Origin of the sequence: Caulobacter segnis ATCC 21756 (genome assembly GCF_000092285.1) — a bacterium.
Classification (GTDB): domain Bacteria; phylum Pseudomonadota; class Alphaproteobacteria; order Caulobacterales; family Caulobacteraceae; genus Caulobacter; species Caulobacter segnis.
Genome location: NC_014100.1, coordinates 325659 through 342481, shown reverse-complemented (window position 1 = coordinate 342481; position 16823 = coordinate 325659). Strand labels below are relative to the sequence as shown.

The window sequence follows — 16823 nt, the reverse complement described above, 5'->3', positions numbered from 1 at the left end:
CAACGACGCAGACTCCTGGCGCCCGGCGGTCAGAACCACTAGTTTCCGCGCCATGAACGCCCAGACCCCGATCCGTCGCCCGATCTCGCTGCTGCTGGCCAGCCCGCGCGGGTTCTGCGCCGGCGTCGATCGCGCCATCCAGATCGTCGAGCGCGCGGTCGAGAAGTTCGGCGCCCCGGTCTATGTGCGTCACGAGATCGTCCACAACCGCCACGTCGTCGATCGCCTGAAGGCGATGGGCGCGGTGTTCATCGAGGAGCTCTCCGAAGCGCCCGACGACCGCCCGGTCGTGTTCTCGGCCCATGGCGTGCCCAAGTCGGTGCCGGCCGAAGCCAAGTCGCGCGAGATGATCTATCTCGACGCCACCTGCCCGCTGGTGTCCAAGGTCCATGTCGAGGCCCAGAAGCACTATGACGCCGGCCGCGAGATCGTGCTGATCGGCCACGCCGGCCACCCCGAGGTGATCGGCACCATGGGCCAGCTGCCCGAGGGCGCGGTCACCCTGATCGAGGACATCGCCGACGCGGCCGCCTGGATCCCGAAAGACGCCAGCAACGTCGCCTTCCTGACCCAGACCACCCTGTCGGTCGACGACACCGCCGAGATGGTCGCCCTGCTGCGCGAGCGTTTCCCCGGCATCGCCGCGCCGCACAAGGAAGACATCTGCTACGCCACGACCAACCGCCAGGACGCAGTGCGGCGCCTGGCCGAACAGGCCGAGCTCGTCCTGGTGGTCGGCTCGAAGAACTCGTCGAACTCGGTGCGCCTGAAGGAAGTCGGCCTCAAGGCCGGCGCCCGCGAGGCCCACCTGATCGACGACGCCTCCGGCATCGACTGGGCCTGGTTCGACGGCGTCTCGCGTATCGGCCTGACCGCCGGCGCCTCGGCCCCAGAGGACCTGGTGCAAGGCGTCATCGACGCGATCTCGGCGCGGTTCGACACCACCGTCGAGGAACTGGTCGAGGCGCGCGAGACGATCACGTTCAAGCTGCCGCGGCTGCTGACGGCGTAAGGGCGGCTTGACCGGACGCGCCGCGTCGCGCATCCCCGCGTCATGGCCGTCTATACCGACATCACCGACGACGAACTCGCCGCCTTCCTCCAGGGCTACGACCTGGGGGCGCCACTGGCGTTCAAGGGCATCGCCGAGGGCGTGGAGAACTCCAACTTCCTGCTGGAGACGGAGAAGGGTCGCTACATCCTGACCGTCTACGAGCGCCGGGTGAAGGCCGAGGACCTGCCTTACTTCCTGAACCTGCTGACCTGGCTGGCCGACAAGGGCTATCCCAGCGCCCGGCCGGTGCCGGACCGCAACGGCCGCACGCTGTCGACCCTGCGCGGCAAGCCGGCCGCCATCGTCGAGTTCATGTCGGGCCTGTCGGCGCGCAAACCCACCGTCGCCCACTGCCGCGAAGCGGGCGAAGGTCTGGCCTGGCTGCACCTGGCCGGCGAGGGCTATCCCGGCCGCCGCGCCAACGACCTCGGCCAGGCCGCCTGGGCGCCGCTGTTCGCCAAGCACCGCAAGGCCGCCGAAGACCTGAAACCAGGCCTTTCCGCCACCATCGACCAGGACCTGGCGCAGCTGTCCCTGATGTGGCCGCGCAACCTGCCCTCGGGCACGGTCCACGCCGACTATTTCCCCGACAACGTCTTCTTCCGCACCGACGGCAAGTTCGCCGCGACGATCGACTTCTATTTCGCCTGCGACGACGCCTACGCCTACGACCTGGCGGTGACCCTGAACGCCTGGTGCTTCGAGGCGGACGGCAGCTTCAACATCACCGCGGCCAAGGCGCTGCTGAACGGCTATGAGCGCCGCCGCCCGCTGAGCCCGGCCGAGAAGGAAGCCCTGCCGATCCTGGCGCGCGGCGCGGCCATGCGCTTCTTCCTGACGCGCCTCGCCGACTGGGGCGCGACGCCCGCCGGCGCGCTTGTGAGGCCCAAGGACCCGCTGGAGTACGAGCGCAAGCTGGCCGTCCACCGCGAAGGCCTCGTGCTCTTCTGATGACGCCCAAGGTCACGATCTACACCGACGGCGCCTGCAAGGGGAATCCGGGCCCCGGCGGCTGGGGCGCCATCCTGTTCTACGGCGACAAGAAGAAGGAAATCTGCGGCGGCGAGCCGGGGACGACCAACAACCGCATGGAGCTGATGGCCGCCATCCAGGCGCTGGAACTGCTGAACCGCCCCTGCAAGGTCGAGCTTCACACCGACAGCCAGTACGTGATGAAGGGCATCCAGGAGTGGATCCGCGGCTGGAAGGCGCGCGGCTGGAAGACGGCCGACAAGAGCCCGGTCAAGAACGACGACCTCTGGAAGCGGCTCGACGCCGCGCGCGCGCGCCACGACGTCGACTGGCGCTGGGTCAAGGGCCACGCCGGCCATCCGCTGAACGAGCGCGCGGACGCCCTGGCCAACGAAGGCCTGCGCCAGGCCAATCCGCGTTTCGGGTAGCGACGCCCGGCGCGCCCGGACCTAGGCGACCGTCTCCGGCGCGTAGTTGGCCAGAACCTCCGGATCCCAGTTCGGCAGGATGCGGCCAAGGTTCACCTGGATCCAATCGGCCAGGCCGCGCACCCGCTCGGCGACCTCCAGGCCCAGCGGCGTCAGGCTGTACTCGACGTGCGGCGGCACGACCTCGAAGGCCTGGCGGCGCACGAAGCCGTCGCTCTCCAGATGCTTGAGGGTCTGGGCCAGCATGCGCTCGCTGACACCGCCGATCTGCCGCTTCAGCTGGCTGAAGCGCAGGGTGCGGGTCTCCAGGGCCATAAGGACCAGGACGCCCCAGCGGCTCGTGACGTGGTTGAGCACCTCGCGCGAGGGGCAGGCGGCGGCCATCAGGTTCCCCCGCATGCCGCCATTGACGACGATCTCGGAGAGCGGCCGGCGCGACGCCATTTCGGAAGGTTCGGACTTTTCCATGCTTACCTTCATGTACGTACTTACGAAAAGTAAGCAAGGGTCCTAGATGACGATCGTCCGCTAAACAGGAGCAGGAACATGACGATCATCGCCGTCACCGGCGCCACCGGCCAACTAGGCCGTCTGGTCATCGAGAAGCTAAAGGCCCGCGCGCCGGCCGAGTCCCTCGTCGCCCTGGTCCGCGATCCGGCCAAGGCCGCCGACCTCGGTGTCGAGGCCCGCGCCGCCGACTACGACAAGCCCGAGACCCTGGCCGCCGCCCTCGCGGGGGTCGACGTGCTGCTGCTGATCTCCAGCGACGCGATCGGCCAGCGCGTGTCCCAGCATCACAACGTGATCGAAGCCGCCAAGGCCGCCAGCGTGAAGCGGATCGCCTACACCAGCATCCTGCGCGCCGATGACACGCCGATCGGCCTGGGCGTCGAGCACCGAGCCACCGAAGCCCTGATCCAGGAGTCGGGCCTCGACTACACCCTGCTGCGCAACGGCTGGTACCTCGAGAACTACGCCGGCGCGATCGCGGGCGCGCTTCACGCCGGAGCCTTCGCCGGCAGCGCTGGCGAGGGGCGGATTTCCGCGGCGCTTCGGGCCGAATACGCCGAAGCCGCCGCCGTCGTGCTGACCAGCGAGGACCACGCGGGCAAGATCTACGAGCTGGGCGGCGACGAGAGCTTCTCGATGGCCGATCTGGCCGCCGAGGTCTCCCGCCAGACCGGCCGCTCGCTGCCCTACAACGATCTTCCGGAAGCCGACTACGCCAAGGTCCTGGAAAGCATTGGGCTTCCCGCGCCGGTGGCCGCGATGCTGGCGCAGTCCGATGTCGGCGTCTCGAAGGGCGGATTGTTGGAAGAAGGCCGCCAGCTTTCGAGCCTGATCGGGCATCCGACCACGCCATTGGCGGCCTTCGTGGCCGGTGTGCTGAAGTCGCTCTAGCATTCGTCTCGCGGCCGCTGACGAAGTCTGTGGGCGGTCGCGGTTTTCCCCTCGCCAGGGCGCTACGGGTTTGCGATGGGCGGACCATGAAATTCGTCGGCTATTACCGCGTCCCGCCCGCGCCGGGGGTGTTCTTCAGTCCCGCCCAGGAGGAGCGCCTGCTGCTGGTGGGCTGCGAGCAGGTGTTCAGCGACCGCTGCCTGGCCTCGGGCGTCGTGCGGCCGGGTCTGGAGCGCGCCGTGGAAGCCCTCGAGCCCGGCGGCGTCCTGGCCGCGCCCAGTCTGCACGCCCTGGGCGGCGATCTCGTCGCGGTGATGGACGTCGTGCTGAAGCTGCGCGCCCGCGACCTGCATCTGATCATCCAGCAGCCCGAAATCGACACCCGCGAGAACGCGGGCTTCTTCGAGGCCTGCGCCGCGCTGGCCGCCTTCAACGGCGAGCGCGCCATGGTCCGCCGGGCCGAGACCGCCCTGGTCGCCAAGGGCGCCAAGGCGGGCGGGCTGAAGGGACTGAAGGCGGCGGTCCCGACCGAGGCGGAGGACGCCGAAGACGAAGACGAAGACTAGACCTTCAGCCGGTAGCCGGTCTTGAAGATCCAGGCGACCGCCGTCAGGCACACGACCAGGAACACGGCGGTCATCCCCAGGCTGACCCCCACGCCCACGTCCGACTGGCCGTAGAAGGCCCAGCGGAAGCCGCTGATCAGATAGACCACCGGGTTGAACAGGGTGATCTTCTGCCAGATCTCCGGCAGCATCTTGATCGAGTAGAAGCTGCCGCCCAGGAAGGTCAGCGGCGTCACGATCAGCAGCGGCACGATCTGCAGCTTCTGGAAGTCGTCGGCCCAGACCCCGATGATGAAGCCGAACAGGCTGAAGGTCACCGAGGTCAGGACCAGGAACAGCAGCATCACGAACGGGTGGGCGATCTCGAACGGCACGAAGATCCGCGCCGTCGCCAGGATCAGCAGGCCCAGGCAGATCGACTTGGTCGCCGCCGCCCCGACATAGCCGGCCACGGCCTCGTACCAGGCGACGGGCGCCGACAGCAGCTCATAGATCGTGCCCGCCCACTTGGGCATGTAGATGCCGAACGAGGCGTTGGAGATGCTCTCGCTGAGCAGCGACAGCATGATCAGGCCCGGCACGATGAAGGCGCCGTAGCTGATCCCGTCGATGGCCTGCATGCGCGAACCGATCGCCGAGCCGAACACCACAAAATAGAGGCTGGTCGACAGGACCGGCGAGATGACGCTCTGGGCCAGGGTGCGGAACCACCGCGCCATCTCGAAGCGGTAGATGGCCTTGATCGCGAAGAGGTTCATTGCGGGGCCCTCACCAGGCTGACGAAGATGTCTTCCAGCGAGCTCTGGTCGGTCTTCAGATCCTTGAACTCGATCCCGTGCTGGGACAGGCGCCCCAGCAGCTCGGCGATGCCGGTGTCCTCGGCCTGGGCGTCGAAGGTGTAGACGAGGTCCCCGCCGTCGTTGGCCAGGGTCAGGTGTGGATCGACCAGGCCCGCGGGCAGCGCCGTCAGCGGCTCCTTCAGGTGGACGGTCAGCTGCTTCTTGCCCAGCTTGCGCATCAGGACGGTCTTGTCCTCGACCAGGATGATCTCGCCCTTGTTGATCACCCCGATCCGGTCGGCCATCTCCTCGGCCTCCTCGATGTAGTGGGTGGTCAGAATGATGGTGACGCCGCTCTCGCGAAGCTTGCGGACCATCTCCCACATGTCGCGGCGCAGCTCGACATCGACGCCGGCGGTGGGCTCGTCCAGGAACAGGATGGTCGGCTCGTGGCTCAGCGCCTTGGCGATCATCACCCGGCGCTTCATGCCGCCCGACAGCGCCATGATCTTGCTGTCCTTCTTGTCCCACAATGAGAGCTCGCGAAGGATCTTCTCGATCAGGGCGTCGTTGCGCGGCTTGCCGAACAGGCCGCGCGAGAAGCTGACCGTGGCCCAGACGCTCTCGAAGGCGTCGGTGTGCAGCTCCTGGGGCACCAGGCCGATCTTGGTCCGCGCGGCGCGGTAGTCGCGCACCACGTCGTGGCCGTCGGCGGTCACCGTCCCCTGGCTGGGATTGACGATGCCGCAGATGATGCTGATCAGCGTGGTCTTGCCCGCGCCGTTGGGCCCCAGCAGCGCGAAAATCTCGCCTCTACGAATGTCGAGATCGATCGTCTTCAGCGCCTGGTGGCCAGACGCATAGGTCTTGTTCAGACCCTTTACCGAAATGATGGAGGTCACGCCGTCTCCCTCTGCGTGATGATCCGCGCCTTCAAGGCGCAGCTCGCGCGGCCTCAAATGGTGCGATCTTTCGTCAATAACAGGGGGACCGCCGCCCTTTTGTCAGCGGCCCGTGTCAGGCGGGCAAGGCGCGCACCTTGAGAACCGCGCCATCAACGCCGGTGACGACCACGGTCTGGTCGACGAGCGGCGCGGGATCGTCGGTTTCAGCCGCCCAGTCCTTGCCGTCGACGAAGACCCGGCCCCGCCCCTGTTCGAACGCCGCCATCACCTGGCCGTGCTGGCCGACAAGGCGCTGGAGCGGGTCGTTCAGGTCCGGACTGGTCGACTCCAGCACCGGACGCAGGAAGCGCCGCGCCAGATAGGTCGAGGCTATGGTCAGCACGGCGAACAAGCCGAGCTCGAGTGCGAGGCCCGGATGCAGCGCCTCGGCCAGGAGGCCGACGACGAAGGCGCTGGCGGCGGGCCACAGCAGCCAGCCCGTGCCGGTCGCCACCTCGATCGCCAGGAACAGCGCCGCCAGGGCCAGCCAGGGCCAGAAGGGATGCGTCGCATAGAGGCCTTGCAAGGCGACCATGGCTCAGGCTCCCCGTTTGCCGCCGGTCGGCGTGCTGGTGGCGCCCGGCGTCGGGCGCGGCGCCGGGCCGGGCCGCGGCGCGTCGGCGCCCAGGCTCTTGATCAGCTCGCTCACCCCCGCGACGGTCCCGGTCAGGCCCGCGAAGTCCGCGGGCACGATCACCGTCTTCTGCTGCGGGCTGCGCGCCAGCTCGCCGAAGGCTTCGACGTACTTCTGGGCGATGAAGTAGTTGATCGCGTTGACGTCGCCCTTCGAAATCGCCTCGGACACGAAGGCCGTCGCCTTGGCCTCGGCCTCGGCCTCGCGCTCGCGAGCCTCGGCGTCGCGGAAGGCGGCCTCGCGGCGGCCCTCGGCCTGCAGGATGGCCGATTGCTTCTGACCCTCGGCGCGGGCGATCTGGGACTGCTTTTCGCCTTCCGCCTCGGTGATCACCGCGCGCTTCTCGCGCTCGGCCTTCATCTGGCGGGCCATGGCGTTGGTGATGTCCGGCGGCGGGGTCAGGTCCTTGATCTCGATCCGCGCGACCTTGACGCCCCACGGGCCCGTGGCGTGGTCGATGGTCGACAGCAGGCGGGTGTTGATCGCGTCGCGCTGCGACAGCACCTCGTCCAGCTCCATCGAGCCGACGACCGTGCGCAGGTTGGTCTGGGCCAGCTGGGTGATGGCGTAGATCAGGTTGTCGACGCGATAGGCGGCCGCGGCGGCGTCCATGACCTGGATGAAGACGATCGCGTCGACCTTCACCGACACGTTGTCCTTGGTGATGACCTCCTGCTGCGGGACGTCGAGCACCTGCTCCATCATGTTGACCTTGCGCCCGATCGTCTCGACGAAGGGGGTGAGGATGCTGATGCCGGGCTTCAGGGTCCGGGTGTAGCGGCCGAACCGCTCCACGGTGAATTCGCGCCCCTGGGGCACGATCTTGATCACGCTGGCCACCAGGACGAACGCCAGGACCAGCAGGATCAGAACAACTATCGAGACGCCCAAGACGCTCTCCTCCACAACCTTCTGGTTGAGGTTAGCGCGCCGCTTCGCCCTCCGCCACGGAATCCGGCGCCGGGGCCTCCCGACGGACCTGGATCGTCGATTGCGAGAGCTTCAACGCCAGCGCCTGGCCGTGGCGGGCGGCCTGCGCCTCGGCCTTGCGGCTGGCCTCGTCGCAAGCGGGATACTGGCCGCGCAGGGCGACGAAGCCGGCGTTGAACCGCTCGCGCAGCTGGGTCTCCAGGGTCGGGCCAGGCCGCTCGACCTGGACAAGGCGCATCATCCGCGCGCGCCAGTACTGGTCGCCCTCGCCTTCGCAGGCCTGGCGCAGGGCGTGGCTCTCGCCCAAGGCGTAGGCCAGCTCCAGCAGGCGCTGGCGCTGGTCGGCCGGGCGATCCTGCGCCGAGGCGGGGCCTCCGGCCAGGGCGGCGGCGGCGATGATCCCGTAAATGAACAAGCGGAACATGGCGAAGGTTATGGCCAACAAACGGCCGACTTGTCACCCGCCCCTCGCCCGCACGCGGACAAAACTTCGCCACCCTGGGGATAAAGAGTCCACCGGTGTCAGAAAACCTTGAGCGATAAAGGACTTGCGGTCGCCGTTAATCAGGCGTTCCCTGTGGATATTGCAAGGAGGTCTAGCCATGACTGAGGTGCATTACGGCGTTGTTCGCGTCGGCGATCGCTGGTCGATCATCGGCGACAACCTGCGCTTTGGCGCTTACGAGACGCGCGACGCGGCCCGCGCCGCCGCGCTTCGCCTGGCCGAGCATCCCGCGGGATTGGGCTTGCCCGTCGTCATGCACGAGCAGGAAGACGACTGGATGCTTCGGCGTCCGACGGTGCTTAGCTAGAGCGTTATCAAGCCTCTTCGGAAACTAAGCCGTTAGCTGTGCGCTTAAGCATCGTCACGGAGGTTTCCATGTCAGCTGCCGCCCGTCTTTCTCACGGGGGCGGCGCGAGCGACGACGCTCCGCCGTTCTCTTCCAATCGTCTGCTGGCCGCCCTGAGGCCGGAGGCCTTGGCGGAGCTTTCGCCCTATCTGATGCTGGTCGACCTCCCGCAGGACGCCGTGCTGCTCGACGCCGGTGAGGACGTCGAACACACCTACCTGCCGTGCGACACGACCCTGTGCTCGCTGCTGGTCGTCACCGCCGACGGCCAGGAGATCGAGGCCGCCAACGTCGGCCGCGAAGGCGCGATCGGCGGCGTGGTCAGCGCCGGCTTCAAGCCCGCCTATGGCCGGACGGTGGTCCGTACGGCGGGCCGCGCCTTCACCCTGCCGGTGCAGCGCCTGGAGGAGATCAAGGCGCGCGTTCCGGCGGTGGCCGACCTCTTCTCACGCTATGCCGACGTCCTGATCGCTCAAATGATGCAGACCGTCGCCTGCAACGCCGTGCATCCGATCGAGCAGCGAGTCTGTCGCTGGCTTCTGGCCGCCCATGACCGCGCGGGCGACGCGCCGATCCGCCTGACCCAGGAGACCCTGGCCCACATGCTGGGCGTGCAGCGGACGACGATCAGCGCGGTGGCCAGAACGCTGCAGGACGCGGGCGTGATCCATATCGGCCGGGGCCGCATCGAGATCCTCGACCGTTCCGCCCTCGAGAAGCGCGCCTGCGAGTGCCACGACGCCATCGAGGGGCACTTCAGGAAGGTGCTGCCGAAGGTGGATATCGACTAGAAATCCTCCCCGAGCGGGGAGGTGTCGGCTCGAAGAGACGGCGGAGGGGGAAGCGGCAAGGTGAGCATGACTCCCCCTCTCCGGCCTTCGGCCGCCTCCCCCATAGGGGAGGATTTCAGGTCCGGAAGGCGTTGGCCCGCGCCAGCGCCGCCTCGGCCTCGGTCATCAGCCGCGCGACGATCTCGCCCGCCGGCGGCGCATCGTGGATCCCGCCCGCGCTCTGGCCCATGGCGAAGCAGGACTTGTCGAGGTCCAGCCCCTCGATCTGGCCGCCGATGCCGCCCATCGCGCCCTCGCGGATCGAGACCATGGCCTGCTGCGGGAACGGCTGGATGTCGGCCGGCCGCGCCTCCCAGTCATCGACGTAAGCGTTCTTCTTCACCCGCATCGGCTTGCCGGAATAGCAGCGAGTGCGGACCGTGTCCTCGTCGGTCGCCGCGATCACGGCCTGGCGATAGAGGTCGCCGGCGTGGGCCTCGGCCGAGGCGATGAACCGCGTGCCCATCCAAACGCCCTGGGCGCCCAGGGCCAGCGCCGCCGCCAGACCCCGCCCGTCATGCAGCCCGCCGGCCGCGACGACCGGGATCTTCACCGCCTCGACGGCCTGGGCGACCAAGGGCAGCGTGCCGACCAGGCCCGTGTGACCACCGCCCTCCCCGCCCTGGCAGATCACGGCGTCGCAACCGGCGCCCTCGGCCTTCACGGCGTGCTTCACGGCCCCGCAGACGACCATGACCTTCAGGCCGGCGGCCTTGAGCTTCTCGATGATCGGGGTCGGGACGCCCAGGCCCGCGACGAAGGAACTGGCGCCTTCCTCGATGATCACCTCGACGCTGGCGGTCAGGGCGTCGGGCGTGGCGGCCAACAGGTCGACGCCGAACGGCTTGTCGGTCAGGCTTTTGACTTGGCGCATCTGGTCGCGGATGAAGTCCGGCGAGGTTCCGGCCATGCCCAGCACGCCATAGCCGCCTGCGCTGGACACGGCGGCCGCCAGCGGCGCGTAGGACACCCCGCCCATGCCGGCCAGCAGGATCGGATGCTCGATATGCAGAAGATCGCAGAGCGGCGTGCGCAGACCCATGACCCGTCCTCCCGTGTTCGCGGCAGGATCGGAGGGCGTCGAACCCGCCGCAAGCGTGCCGCGAGGTCAGTCGCGGTCGGGCGCGCCCAGGGGGAAGAAATGCCGATAGGGTCTCCCCTCCTCCACGCAGCGGCTGATCGAGGGCCTGGCCAGCAGACGGGCGCGGTAGGCCCGGACCTTCGGGAAGGCCTCGCCGATCGGCCGCACCCAGTCGGCGTAGAACAGCGACGCTGCGGCGGCGCAGTCGGCCAGGGTGAAATCATCGCCCGCCGCCCACGGGCCGGTCAGATGGTCTTCCAGCCACTGGTAGGCGGTGTCGAGGGCGACAGCCGCCTCGGCCATCGCCTCCGGACGCCCGCCGTCGGGTCGGAGGGACTCGAACACCGGGACCTGCATGGGCGTCATCACGTAGTTGTCGAAGAAGCGATCCAGGAAGCGCACCTTCAGCGCCGCCCTGGGATCCTCCGGCAGCAGCTTCACCGGCCCGGGGTGAAACAGCTGCAGGTGCTCGATGATGATGCTCGACTCCACCACCGTGACGCCGTCATCCACGACGACCGGAAAGCGCCCCAGCGGCCACAGGGCCTGGCGCTCCTCCATCGCGGCGGGGTCTTCCGGACCGAGCAGCCGGTAGGTGAAGGGTACGGCGTTCTCATAGAACGCGATCTGCACCTTCTGGCAGTAGGACGAGAAGGGATGCGCGTAGAGGATCAGGGCCACGGTCGCCTCAATCTGGTTGCAGTTTGCAAGTGGTTGATGATTAGCCACACTGCTCCTACATCGCAACCAGTTTGTCGGAGCGACGATGTCCCACCCCCACAGATCCGGCTGCCCGATCAATCTGACGCTCGAACTGCTGGGCGATCGCTGGAGCCTGATCGTCCTGCGCGATGTGATGTTCGGCGGGCGCCGGCACTACCGCGAGCTGCTGAACCAGTCGGAGGAAGGCATCGCCTCGAACGTGCTGGCCGATCGGCTGAAGCGGCTGCTGGCCAACGGCCTGCTGTCGCGCGTCGACGACCCCAGCCACAAGCAGAAGGGCGTCTACAGCCTGACCGAGCCTTCGATCCAGCTGGTGCCCCTGCTGGCCCAGATGGGCGCCTGGGGCCGACGCCATACGCCGACCACGCCGGAGCTGGCGATCCGCGCGGAACTTCTGGAGGCCGGGGGTCCCGTGATGTGGGAAGCCTTCATGGACGAGCTGCGCGCCATCCATCTTGGCGCGCCTCAGCCCGCGCGCGCGGTGAGCGCCGAACTTCAGGCGGCTTTCGAGAAGGCCTTGGCCAAGGCTTAGTCGCGGCGAGCCAGCTCGGTCTCGACGTCCGCGTGATGCGTCCAGAAGCAGGCCATCATGCCCGTGAAGGCCAGGGCCAACATCATCAAGAAGCCGCGCGGCGGCGCCAGGCTGACAACGTCTTGGGGCGTCATCGTTCTCTCGTTTCCTCGTCGGCGCCCAGATCTGATGTCCGGGCTGCCACGCGCGAAGCTTCCCACCGTCGCGCGCGTTCCGCAAGGCCCTGTTTTCAATAGGGTTTTATTGGACTCAAGAGTCCAAGAAACGAGACCTTAGAAGATCGAGTATCCGCCGTCGATGACGATGGTCGTGCCCGAGTGATAGCTCGACGCGTCCGAGGCCAGGTAAACGGCCATGCCGCCGAAGTCCTCTGGCTCGCCCCAGCGACGGGCCGGCACGCGCGGGATGACCTTCTCGGCGAAGGCCGAGTTGCCCTGGGCGCCCGCCGTCATGTCGGTGGCGATCCAGCCCGGCAGGATGGCGTTGGCGCGGACGCCGTAGCGGGCGTGCTCGACGGCCACCGACTTGATCATCGAGATCACCGCGCCCTTGGTGGCGGCGTAGGCCTCGTTGCGAGCCGCGCCCTCGATGGCGGCCAGCGAGGCGATGCCGACCAGCGAGCCGCCCGGATCCCCGGCCTTGGCCCGCTCGACCATATGGCGGCAGGCCTCGCGCAGGGTGAAGAAGACGCCGTCCAGATTGACCGACAGCACCTTGCGATAGACCTCGGTCTTCATCTCGACGAACGAGGGCGAACCGTAGCCGATGCCGGCGTTGGCGAAGACGGAGTCGACCCGGCCCATGGCGGCCACGGCCTCTTCCATGCCCTCGGCGACCTGGACCTCGTCGGAGACGTCGACGGTCTGGGCCTTCACGCGCACGCCCAGCGAGGTCAGCTGCTGCTCGGCGGCGAGGTTGCGCTCGGGATTGGAGCCCCAGATGACGATGTCCGCGCCGGCCTGCGCCATCGCCTTGGCCATGCCGAGGCCGATGCCGCGATTGCCGCCGGTGACGAGGGCGACCTTGCCCGACAGGTTGAACGGCGCGTAGGCCATGGCGGCCCTCCCCTTGTTATCTTGAACGCTTGTTTGAAGGGGAGGCGATCAGGCGCCGAAGGTCAAGACCCCCAAAAGTGGAAGGTGCGCCAGCCGTCGCCAATCGCCGTCCTCGGCACGCCCAACAGGTCGGTGATCGTCAGGGCGGCCTTGAAGATCAGGTCGCTGACGCCGGGCACGAAGAAGATCAGGGCGAACAGCACCAGGAACCCGACCCGCTCGACCTTGATCATCTTCGCGCGGACGCCGTCGGGCAGGAACGGCCGGATCACGCCGTAGCCGTCGAGCCCCGGGACCGGCAGCAGGTTCAGCACGAAGGCCGTGGCCTGCAGGAAGGCCAGCAGAGCCAGCGCGTGGCGCAGCGGCGGCGACGTCACGATCGGCAGGGCCAGGGCCAGCACGACCAGGACGACCAGCGTCCCCAGCGGCCCAGCCAGCGACGCCAGCGAGCGCCAGCCCCGCGAGCGCATCAGGTCCTCGCGCAGATAGACCGCCCCGCCCGGAAAACCGATTCCGCCCAGCGCCAACGCGATCAGCGGGATGACGACGGTTGTCGCGAGGTCGGAATATTTCAGCGGATCGAGGGTCAGGTAGCCCTTCTCGATGATCGTCGTGTCGCCGGCCTTGTAGGCCGTCAGCGCGTGGCCGAACTCATGGACGCCGACGCTGAACACCCAGGCGGCCGCGACGAAGGCGAAGGTGATGACGCCCACGGGCGGTATCGCGGCGGCGACGGCCCAGCCGAGGCCGACACAGGCGGCCAGCAGGATCAGCGCGTTGGGGCTGATGGAGAATCGGGGCGCCGGGGCTTCGATCAGGGTCATGGAAGAGATGTCGGGGGATTGAAGCGCCAGCGCAAGCGCCGCGACGAACCCGGCGCGATTCCACCTCGAAGACCATGTGTCTGGGGCATCCAGAACCGGCGAAGCTCGGCCTTGATCCGGCCATGCCACTGTGAAGTTGATGCCCTTCCGCCATGAAGGGTCTCCAATGTCCGACAATGCTCAAACTCGTCGATCCGTGATGGGCGGCGCCGCGTTGACGATGGTCTCGGCCAGCGCCCTGGCCGCGCCGCGGAGCGCCGTTGGGACGGGACTGGAGGCCGAAGCGATCCGGGCCATTGGCGTCGAGACGGCGCGGACGGCGTACGAGGGCCGTCCCGCCCTGCGCGCCCTGGCGCTGGAGAACGCCCCCGGGCTCGACCGACTGGTGGTTCTGGACACGCCCGCCTTCGGCGATGGCGTCATCGAAGCGTGGATCAGCGGAGCCCCGAGCGCCACGGCCAGCGCCACGGCGCGGGGCTTCGTGGGCGTGGCCTTCCGGGTGCGAGACGAGGACAGGTTGGAGGCCATCTATCTACGCCCGACCAACGGCCGCGCCGACGACCAGCTACGCCGCAACCACGCCGTCCAATATATCTCTCACCCCGACCATACCTGGGAGCGGCTGCGCGCCGAGGCGCCGGCCAAGTACGAGACCTATGTCGATCTCGTGCCTGGCCGATGGACGCACGTGCGGATCGTGGTCAAGGGCTCCAAGGCCCAACTCCATGTCGACGGCGCCGAGCAGCCGACCCTGATCGTCGGCGACCTCAAGCACGGCGCCGACGCCAAGGGCGCCGTGGCGCTCTGGATCGGCCCCGGCACGCTGGCCCATTTCAGCGGCGCGCGGGTCACGTCCTAGACGGGGCGGAGAGGCGCTAGACCCCGAAACGCTCGTAAGCCTCGGTGATCACCCGCCGCGTCTCATCCCACTCCACCAAGGCCATGGCTTCGTCGCGAGACACGAAGCGCGCATCGGCCGCGTCGTCGCCGGCCAAGGGCTCGCCGGCGCTCCAACGGGCGGCGTAGTCGATCAGGACGTAGTGGCGGGTGATCTCGCCGCCCCCTTTTCCATCGACAGAGGGGCGCGCGGGGAACACCCCGTCGATCACGTCGACCAGTCCGAGGAGTTCGGCCTCGACACCGGTCTCCTCCTTCAGTTCACGCAGGGCCGCGACGGCCGTGGTCTCGCCCCACTCCAGCCGCCCGCCCGGCAGACTCCACTGGTTCAGACGCGGCGGCGTGCCGCGCTTGATCAACAGCACCTCGTCGCCGCGCAGACAGACAACCCCGACCGTGGGCACCGGATGGGGGGTCACGGGAAGCCAACCTTCAGGTCGATGCTGGACTTCACGCCGATGCAGGTCCCGCAGTCGGTCAGCCAGGCGTCCGCGGCGGCCCGCCCGCGTTCCTTCAGGTCGGACAGAAAGCTCCATTCGGTATTGAACTTGGTCGAGAGCGAGAGATCCGCCAGCGGCTTGTCGGCGGTGATGGCGTGAACCAGCATCCGCCGGTAGCGGCCTCGGGCGGTGTCCTTGAGAAGGCCCTCGTCCAGCAGCTTCTGGACAAACCCGATGGCCCGCAGCTCCGAGGCCAGCGAGGCGTTGAAGGTGATCTCGTTCAGTCGGTCCATGATCTCGCCCGGCGACTTGGGCGTCTCGTCCCGGACGAAAGGGTTGAGCGTGATGATCAGGATGTCGTCGGGCGTGTCGTCGTAGAACAGCGGCCACAGCGGCGGATTGGCCAGGAAGCCGCCATCCCAGTAGGGCTCGCCGTCGATCTCCACCGCCTGGAACAGCTGGGGCAGACAGGCGCTGGCCATGATGTGGCGCGAGGTCAGCTCAGTCTCGCGGAAGATCTTGGACTTGCTGGTGCGGATCGCCGTGGCCGAGATGTAGAGCTTGATCGGCGAGCGCTCGCGCAGCTGATCGAACTGGACCTCGGCCTCCAGCAGGTCGTGCAGGGGATTGAGATTGAAGGGGTTGAACTCGTAGGGGCTGAACGACAGGGCCAGGGTCTCGGCCATCCGCCAGCCCGGCGTGTTCTTCCACCAATCGACGCCGCCGGAAAAGGCGCTGGTCCAGATCGAGGTGTCGCCGAAGACGTTGCGGCCGCCCGAGCGGTTGACCTGGCGCCAGAAGGAGTCGAGCCGCGCCTTGGCCCCGGCCTTGCCGTCGTCGATCATGCCCTGGGCCAGACAGACCGCGTTCATGGCGCCGGCCGACGCGGCGGTGACGGCCCGGATCTCGAGATCCTCTTCCTCGAGCAGGCGATCCAGCACGCCCCACTCGAAGGCCCCATGCGCGCCGCCGCCCTGCAGCGCCAGGCTCAGCGCGCGGCCGGTCGGCTTCTTGCGGGTGAAGGGCGGGATGGGCACCCGCCGACCCTATTGCGCCACCCAGCCGCCGTCGACCTGGAAAGCCGCGCCGTTGGCCGAGGCCCCGGCGTCCGACACCAGGTACAGCAGCATGCCGGCCAGTTGCTCGAAGGTGACGAACTGCTTGGTCGGCTGGGCGGCCAGGATCACGTCCTTCATCACCGCATCCTCGGAAATGCCGCGGGCCTTGGCCTGGTCGGTGATCTGGGCCTCGACCAGCGGGGTCTTCACAAAGCCCGGGCAGATGGCGTTGCAGGTGATGCCGTGGGTGGCGACCTCGAGGGCGACCGTCTTGGTCAGGCCCATGATCCCGTGCTTGGCCGCGACATAGGCCGACTTGAACGGCGAGGCGACCAGCGCGTGGGCCGAGGCGATGTTGACGATCCGCCCGCGCCCCTGCTCCTTCATGATCGGCACCGCCGCCTTGGTGGCGTGGAAGGCCGAGGACAGGTTGATCGCGATGATCAGGTCCCACTTGTCGTCCGGAAAGTCCTCGATCGGCGCCACGTGCTGGACGCCGGCATTGTTGACCAGGATGTCCAGCTCGCCGAACTCGGCCTTGGCGGCCTTGACCATGTCGGCGATCTCGATCGGCTTGGTCATGTCGGCGCCGTGATACAGCACCTCGACGCCGTGCTTCTCGGCCATCTCCGAACGGGCCCGCTCGATGGCGTTCATTTCGCCCAGGCCGTTCATGACGATGTTGCAGCCCTGGGCGGCGAGCGCGGCGGCCAGGGCGTGCCCGATGCCGCTGGTCGAGCCGGTGACGATGGCGACCTGCCCCTGCAAACCGAAATCGACGGCCATTCACGCGCTCCTGGATGACGCCCAACGATGTTGCGGCG

General features: G+C 68.1%; 22 protein-coding genes and 1 pseudogene. 9 read left to right on the top strand and 14 right to left on the bottom strand.

The window, feature by feature from the left end; all coding sequences use genetic code 11:
- Window positions 1-52: 52 nt before the first annotated feature.
- Genes ispH through rnhA form a run of 3 tightly spaced genes read left to right on the top strand, consistent with a single transcriptional unit; the run spans window position 53 to window position 2454 of the window.
- The gene (ispH, locus tag CSEG_RS01695; protein ID WP_013077523.1) at window positions 53-1012 is read left to right on the top strand and encodes a 4-hydroxy-3-methylbut-2-enyl diphosphate reductase; all 960 of its coding nucleotides are present in this window, start codon (window positions 53-55) and stop codon (window positions 1010-1012) included.
- A gap of 42 nt (window positions 1013-1054) precedes the next feature.
- Complete coding sequence (gene thrB, locus CSEG_RS01690) at window positions 1055-2005, top strand: homoserine kinase (protein ID WP_013077522.1); 951 nt, start codon at window positions 1055-1057, stop codon at window positions 2003-2005.
- Window positions 2005-2454: a ribonuclease HI gene (gene rnhA, locus CSEG_RS01685; RefSeq protein ID WP_013077521.1), complete on the top strand. Its 450-nt coding sequence runs from the start codon at window positions 2005-2007 to the stop codon at window positions 2452-2454. Before thrB ends, rnhA begins: the two co-directional genes overlap by 1 nt.
- 21 nt (window positions 2455-2475) lie before the next feature.
- Here rnhA and CSEG_RS01680 read toward each other — a convergent pair whose 3' ends face one another.
- Window positions 2476-2922: a winged helix-turn-helix transcriptional regulator gene (locus CSEG_RS01680; RefSeq protein WP_013077520.1), complete on the bottom strand. Its 447-nt coding sequence runs from the start codon at window positions 2920-2922 to the stop codon at window positions 2476-2478.
- A 78-nt stretch (window positions 2923-3000) separates the two neighbouring features.
- Between CSEG_RS01680 and CSEG_RS01675 the strand changes: the two genes are divergently transcribed.
- Window positions 3001-3855 (top strand): SDR family oxidoreductase, encoded by an 855-nt coding sequence (locus tag CSEG_RS01675; protein WP_013077519.1) that lies wholly within the window; start codon window positions 3001-3003, stop codon window positions 3853-3855.
- 86 nt (window positions 3856-3941) lie between these two features.
- Window positions 3942-4421 carry a recombinase family protein gene (locus tag CSEG_RS01670; protein ID WP_013077518.1) on the top strand — a complete coding sequence of 160 codons (480 nt, stop codon included), beginning with the start codon at window positions 3942-3944 and terminating at the stop codon, window positions 4419-4421.
- On the opposite strand, the gene CSEG_RS01665 is transcribed toward CSEG_RS01670, so the two are convergent.
- From CSEG_RS01665 to CSEG_RS01645, 5 genes are all read right to left on the bottom strand, one after another.
- On the bottom strand, window positions 4418-5179 hold the full coding sequence (locus CSEG_RS01665) for an ABC transporter permease (RefSeq protein WP_013077517.1): 762 nt from the start codon (window positions 5177-5179) through the stop codon (window positions 4418-4420). The two genes, CSEG_RS01670 and CSEG_RS01665, sit on opposite strands and share 4 nt — an antisense overlap.
- Window positions 5176-6144 carry an ABC transporter ATP-binding protein gene (locus CSEG_RS01660; RefSeq protein ID WP_053463794.1) on the bottom strand — a complete coding sequence of 323 codons (969 nt, stop codon included), beginning with the start codon at window positions 6142-6144 and terminating at the stop codon, window positions 5176-5178. The genes CSEG_RS01665 and CSEG_RS01660 overlap by 4 nt, the downstream gene beginning before the upstream one ends.
- A 73-nt stretch (window positions 6145-6217) precedes the next feature.
- Window positions 6218-6679: an NfeD family protein gene (locus CSEG_RS01655; RefSeq protein WP_013077515.1), complete on the bottom strand. Its 462-nt coding sequence runs from the start codon at window positions 6677-6679 to the stop codon at window positions 6218-6220.
- A gap of 3 nt (window positions 6680-6682) precedes the next feature.
- Window positions 6683-7669, bottom strand: coding sequence for an SPFH domain-containing protein (locus CSEG_RS01650; RefSeq protein WP_013077514.1), 987 nt, complete (start codon window positions 7667-7669; stop codon window positions 6683-6685).
- Window positions 7670-7700: 31 nt separating this feature from the next.
- Window positions 7701-8132, bottom strand: coding sequence for a TIGR02301 family protein (locus CSEG_RS01645; RefSeq protein WP_013077513.1), 432 nt, complete (start codon window positions 8130-8132; stop codon window positions 7701-7703).
- Window positions 8133-8310: 178 nt separating this feature from the next.
- Here CSEG_RS01645 and CSEG_RS01640 point away from each other — a divergent pair, with 178 nt between their 5' ends.
- Together CSEG_RS01640 and CSEG_RS01635 are read left to right on the top strand one after the other, a co-directional pair.
- On the top strand, window positions 8311-8520 hold the full coding sequence (locus CSEG_RS01640) for a hypothetical protein (protein ID WP_013077512.1): 210 nt from the start codon (window positions 8311-8313) through the stop codon (window positions 8518-8520).
- 68 nt (window positions 8521-8588) lie between these two features.
- Window positions 8589-9350: a Crp/Fnr family transcriptional regulator gene (locus tag CSEG_RS01635; protein WP_013077511.1), complete on the top strand. Its 762-nt coding sequence runs from the start codon at window positions 8589-8591 to the stop codon at window positions 9348-9350.
- A 115-nt stretch (window positions 9351-9465) separates the two neighbouring features.
- Here CSEG_RS01635 and CSEG_RS01630 read toward each other — a convergent pair whose 3' ends face one another.
- Together CSEG_RS01630 and CSEG_RS01625 are read right to left on the bottom strand one after the other, a co-directional pair.
- Window positions 9466-10431, bottom strand: a complete 966-nt coding sequence (locus CSEG_RS01630) for an NAD(P)H-dependent flavin oxidoreductase (RefSeq protein ID WP_013077510.1) — start codon at window positions 10429-10431, stop codon at window positions 9466-9468.
- A gap of 66 nt (window positions 10432-10497) precedes the next feature.
- Entirely contained in the window at window positions 10498-11151 is a 654-nt protein-coding gene (locus CSEG_RS01625) for a glutathione S-transferase family protein (protein ID WP_013077509.1), read from the bottom strand.
- Between the two features lie 85 nt (window positions 11152-11236).
- Here CSEG_RS01625 and CSEG_RS01620 point away from each other — a divergent pair, with 85 nt between their 5' ends.
- Entirely contained in the window at window positions 11237-11725 is a 489-nt protein-coding gene (locus tag CSEG_RS01620; protein ID WP_013077508.1) for a winged helix-turn-helix transcriptional regulator, read from the top strand.
- Here CSEG_RS01620 and CSEG_RS22395 read toward each other — a convergent pair.
- From CSEG_RS22395 to CSEG_RS01610, 3 genes and pseudogenes are all read right to left on the bottom strand, one after another.
- A pseudogene (locus CSEG_RS22395) lies at window positions 11722-11909 on the bottom strand (hypothetical protein). The gene CSEG_RS01620 and the pseudogene CSEG_RS22395 overlap by 4 nt on opposite strands.
- An 88-nt stretch (window positions 11910-11997) precedes the next feature.
- Window positions 11998-12780, bottom strand: a complete 783-nt coding sequence (locus CSEG_RS01615) for an SDR family NAD(P)-dependent oxidoreductase (protein WP_013077506.1) — start codon at window positions 12778-12780, stop codon at window positions 11998-12000.
- A 62-nt stretch (window positions 12781-12842) separates the two neighbouring features.
- Window positions 12843-13604 carry a site-2 protease family protein gene (locus CSEG_RS01610; protein ID WP_013077505.1) on the bottom strand — a complete coding sequence of 254 codons (762 nt, stop codon included), beginning with the start codon at window positions 13602-13604 and terminating at the stop codon, window positions 12843-12845.
- A 166-nt stretch (window positions 13605-13770) separates the two neighbouring features.
- On the opposite strand from CSEG_RS01610, the gene CSEG_RS01605 reads away from it, so the two are divergent.
- Window positions 13771-14463: a LamG domain-containing protein gene (locus CSEG_RS01605; RefSeq protein ID WP_013077504.1), complete on the top strand. Its 693-nt coding sequence runs from the start codon at window positions 13771-13773 to the stop codon at window positions 14461-14463.
- A gap of 16 nt (window positions 14464-14479) precedes the next feature.
- Here CSEG_RS01605 and CSEG_RS01600 read toward each other — a convergent pair whose 3' ends face one another.
- The 3 genes from CSEG_RS01600 to CSEG_RS01590 are packed head-to-tail and all read right to left on the bottom strand — an operon-like array spanning window position 14480 to window position 16785.
- Window positions 14480-14920, bottom strand: coding sequence for an NUDIX hydrolase (locus CSEG_RS01600; RefSeq protein ID WP_013077503.1), 441 nt, complete (start codon window positions 14918-14920; stop codon window positions 14480-14482).
- The gene (locus tag CSEG_RS01595; protein ID WP_013077502.1) at window positions 14917-15978 is read right to left on the bottom strand and encodes a patatin-like phospholipase family protein; all 1062 of its coding nucleotides are present in this window, start codon (window positions 15976-15978) and stop codon (window positions 14917-14919) included. Before CSEG_RS01595 ends, CSEG_RS01600 begins: the two co-directional genes overlap by 4 nt.
- A gap of 9 nt (window positions 15979-15987) precedes the next feature.
- Window positions 15988-16785, bottom strand: a complete 798-nt coding sequence (locus CSEG_RS01590; protein WP_013077501.1) for a 3-hydroxybutyrate dehydrogenase — start codon at window positions 16783-16785, stop codon at window positions 15988-15990.
- Window positions 16786-16823: the final 38 nt, after the last annotated feature.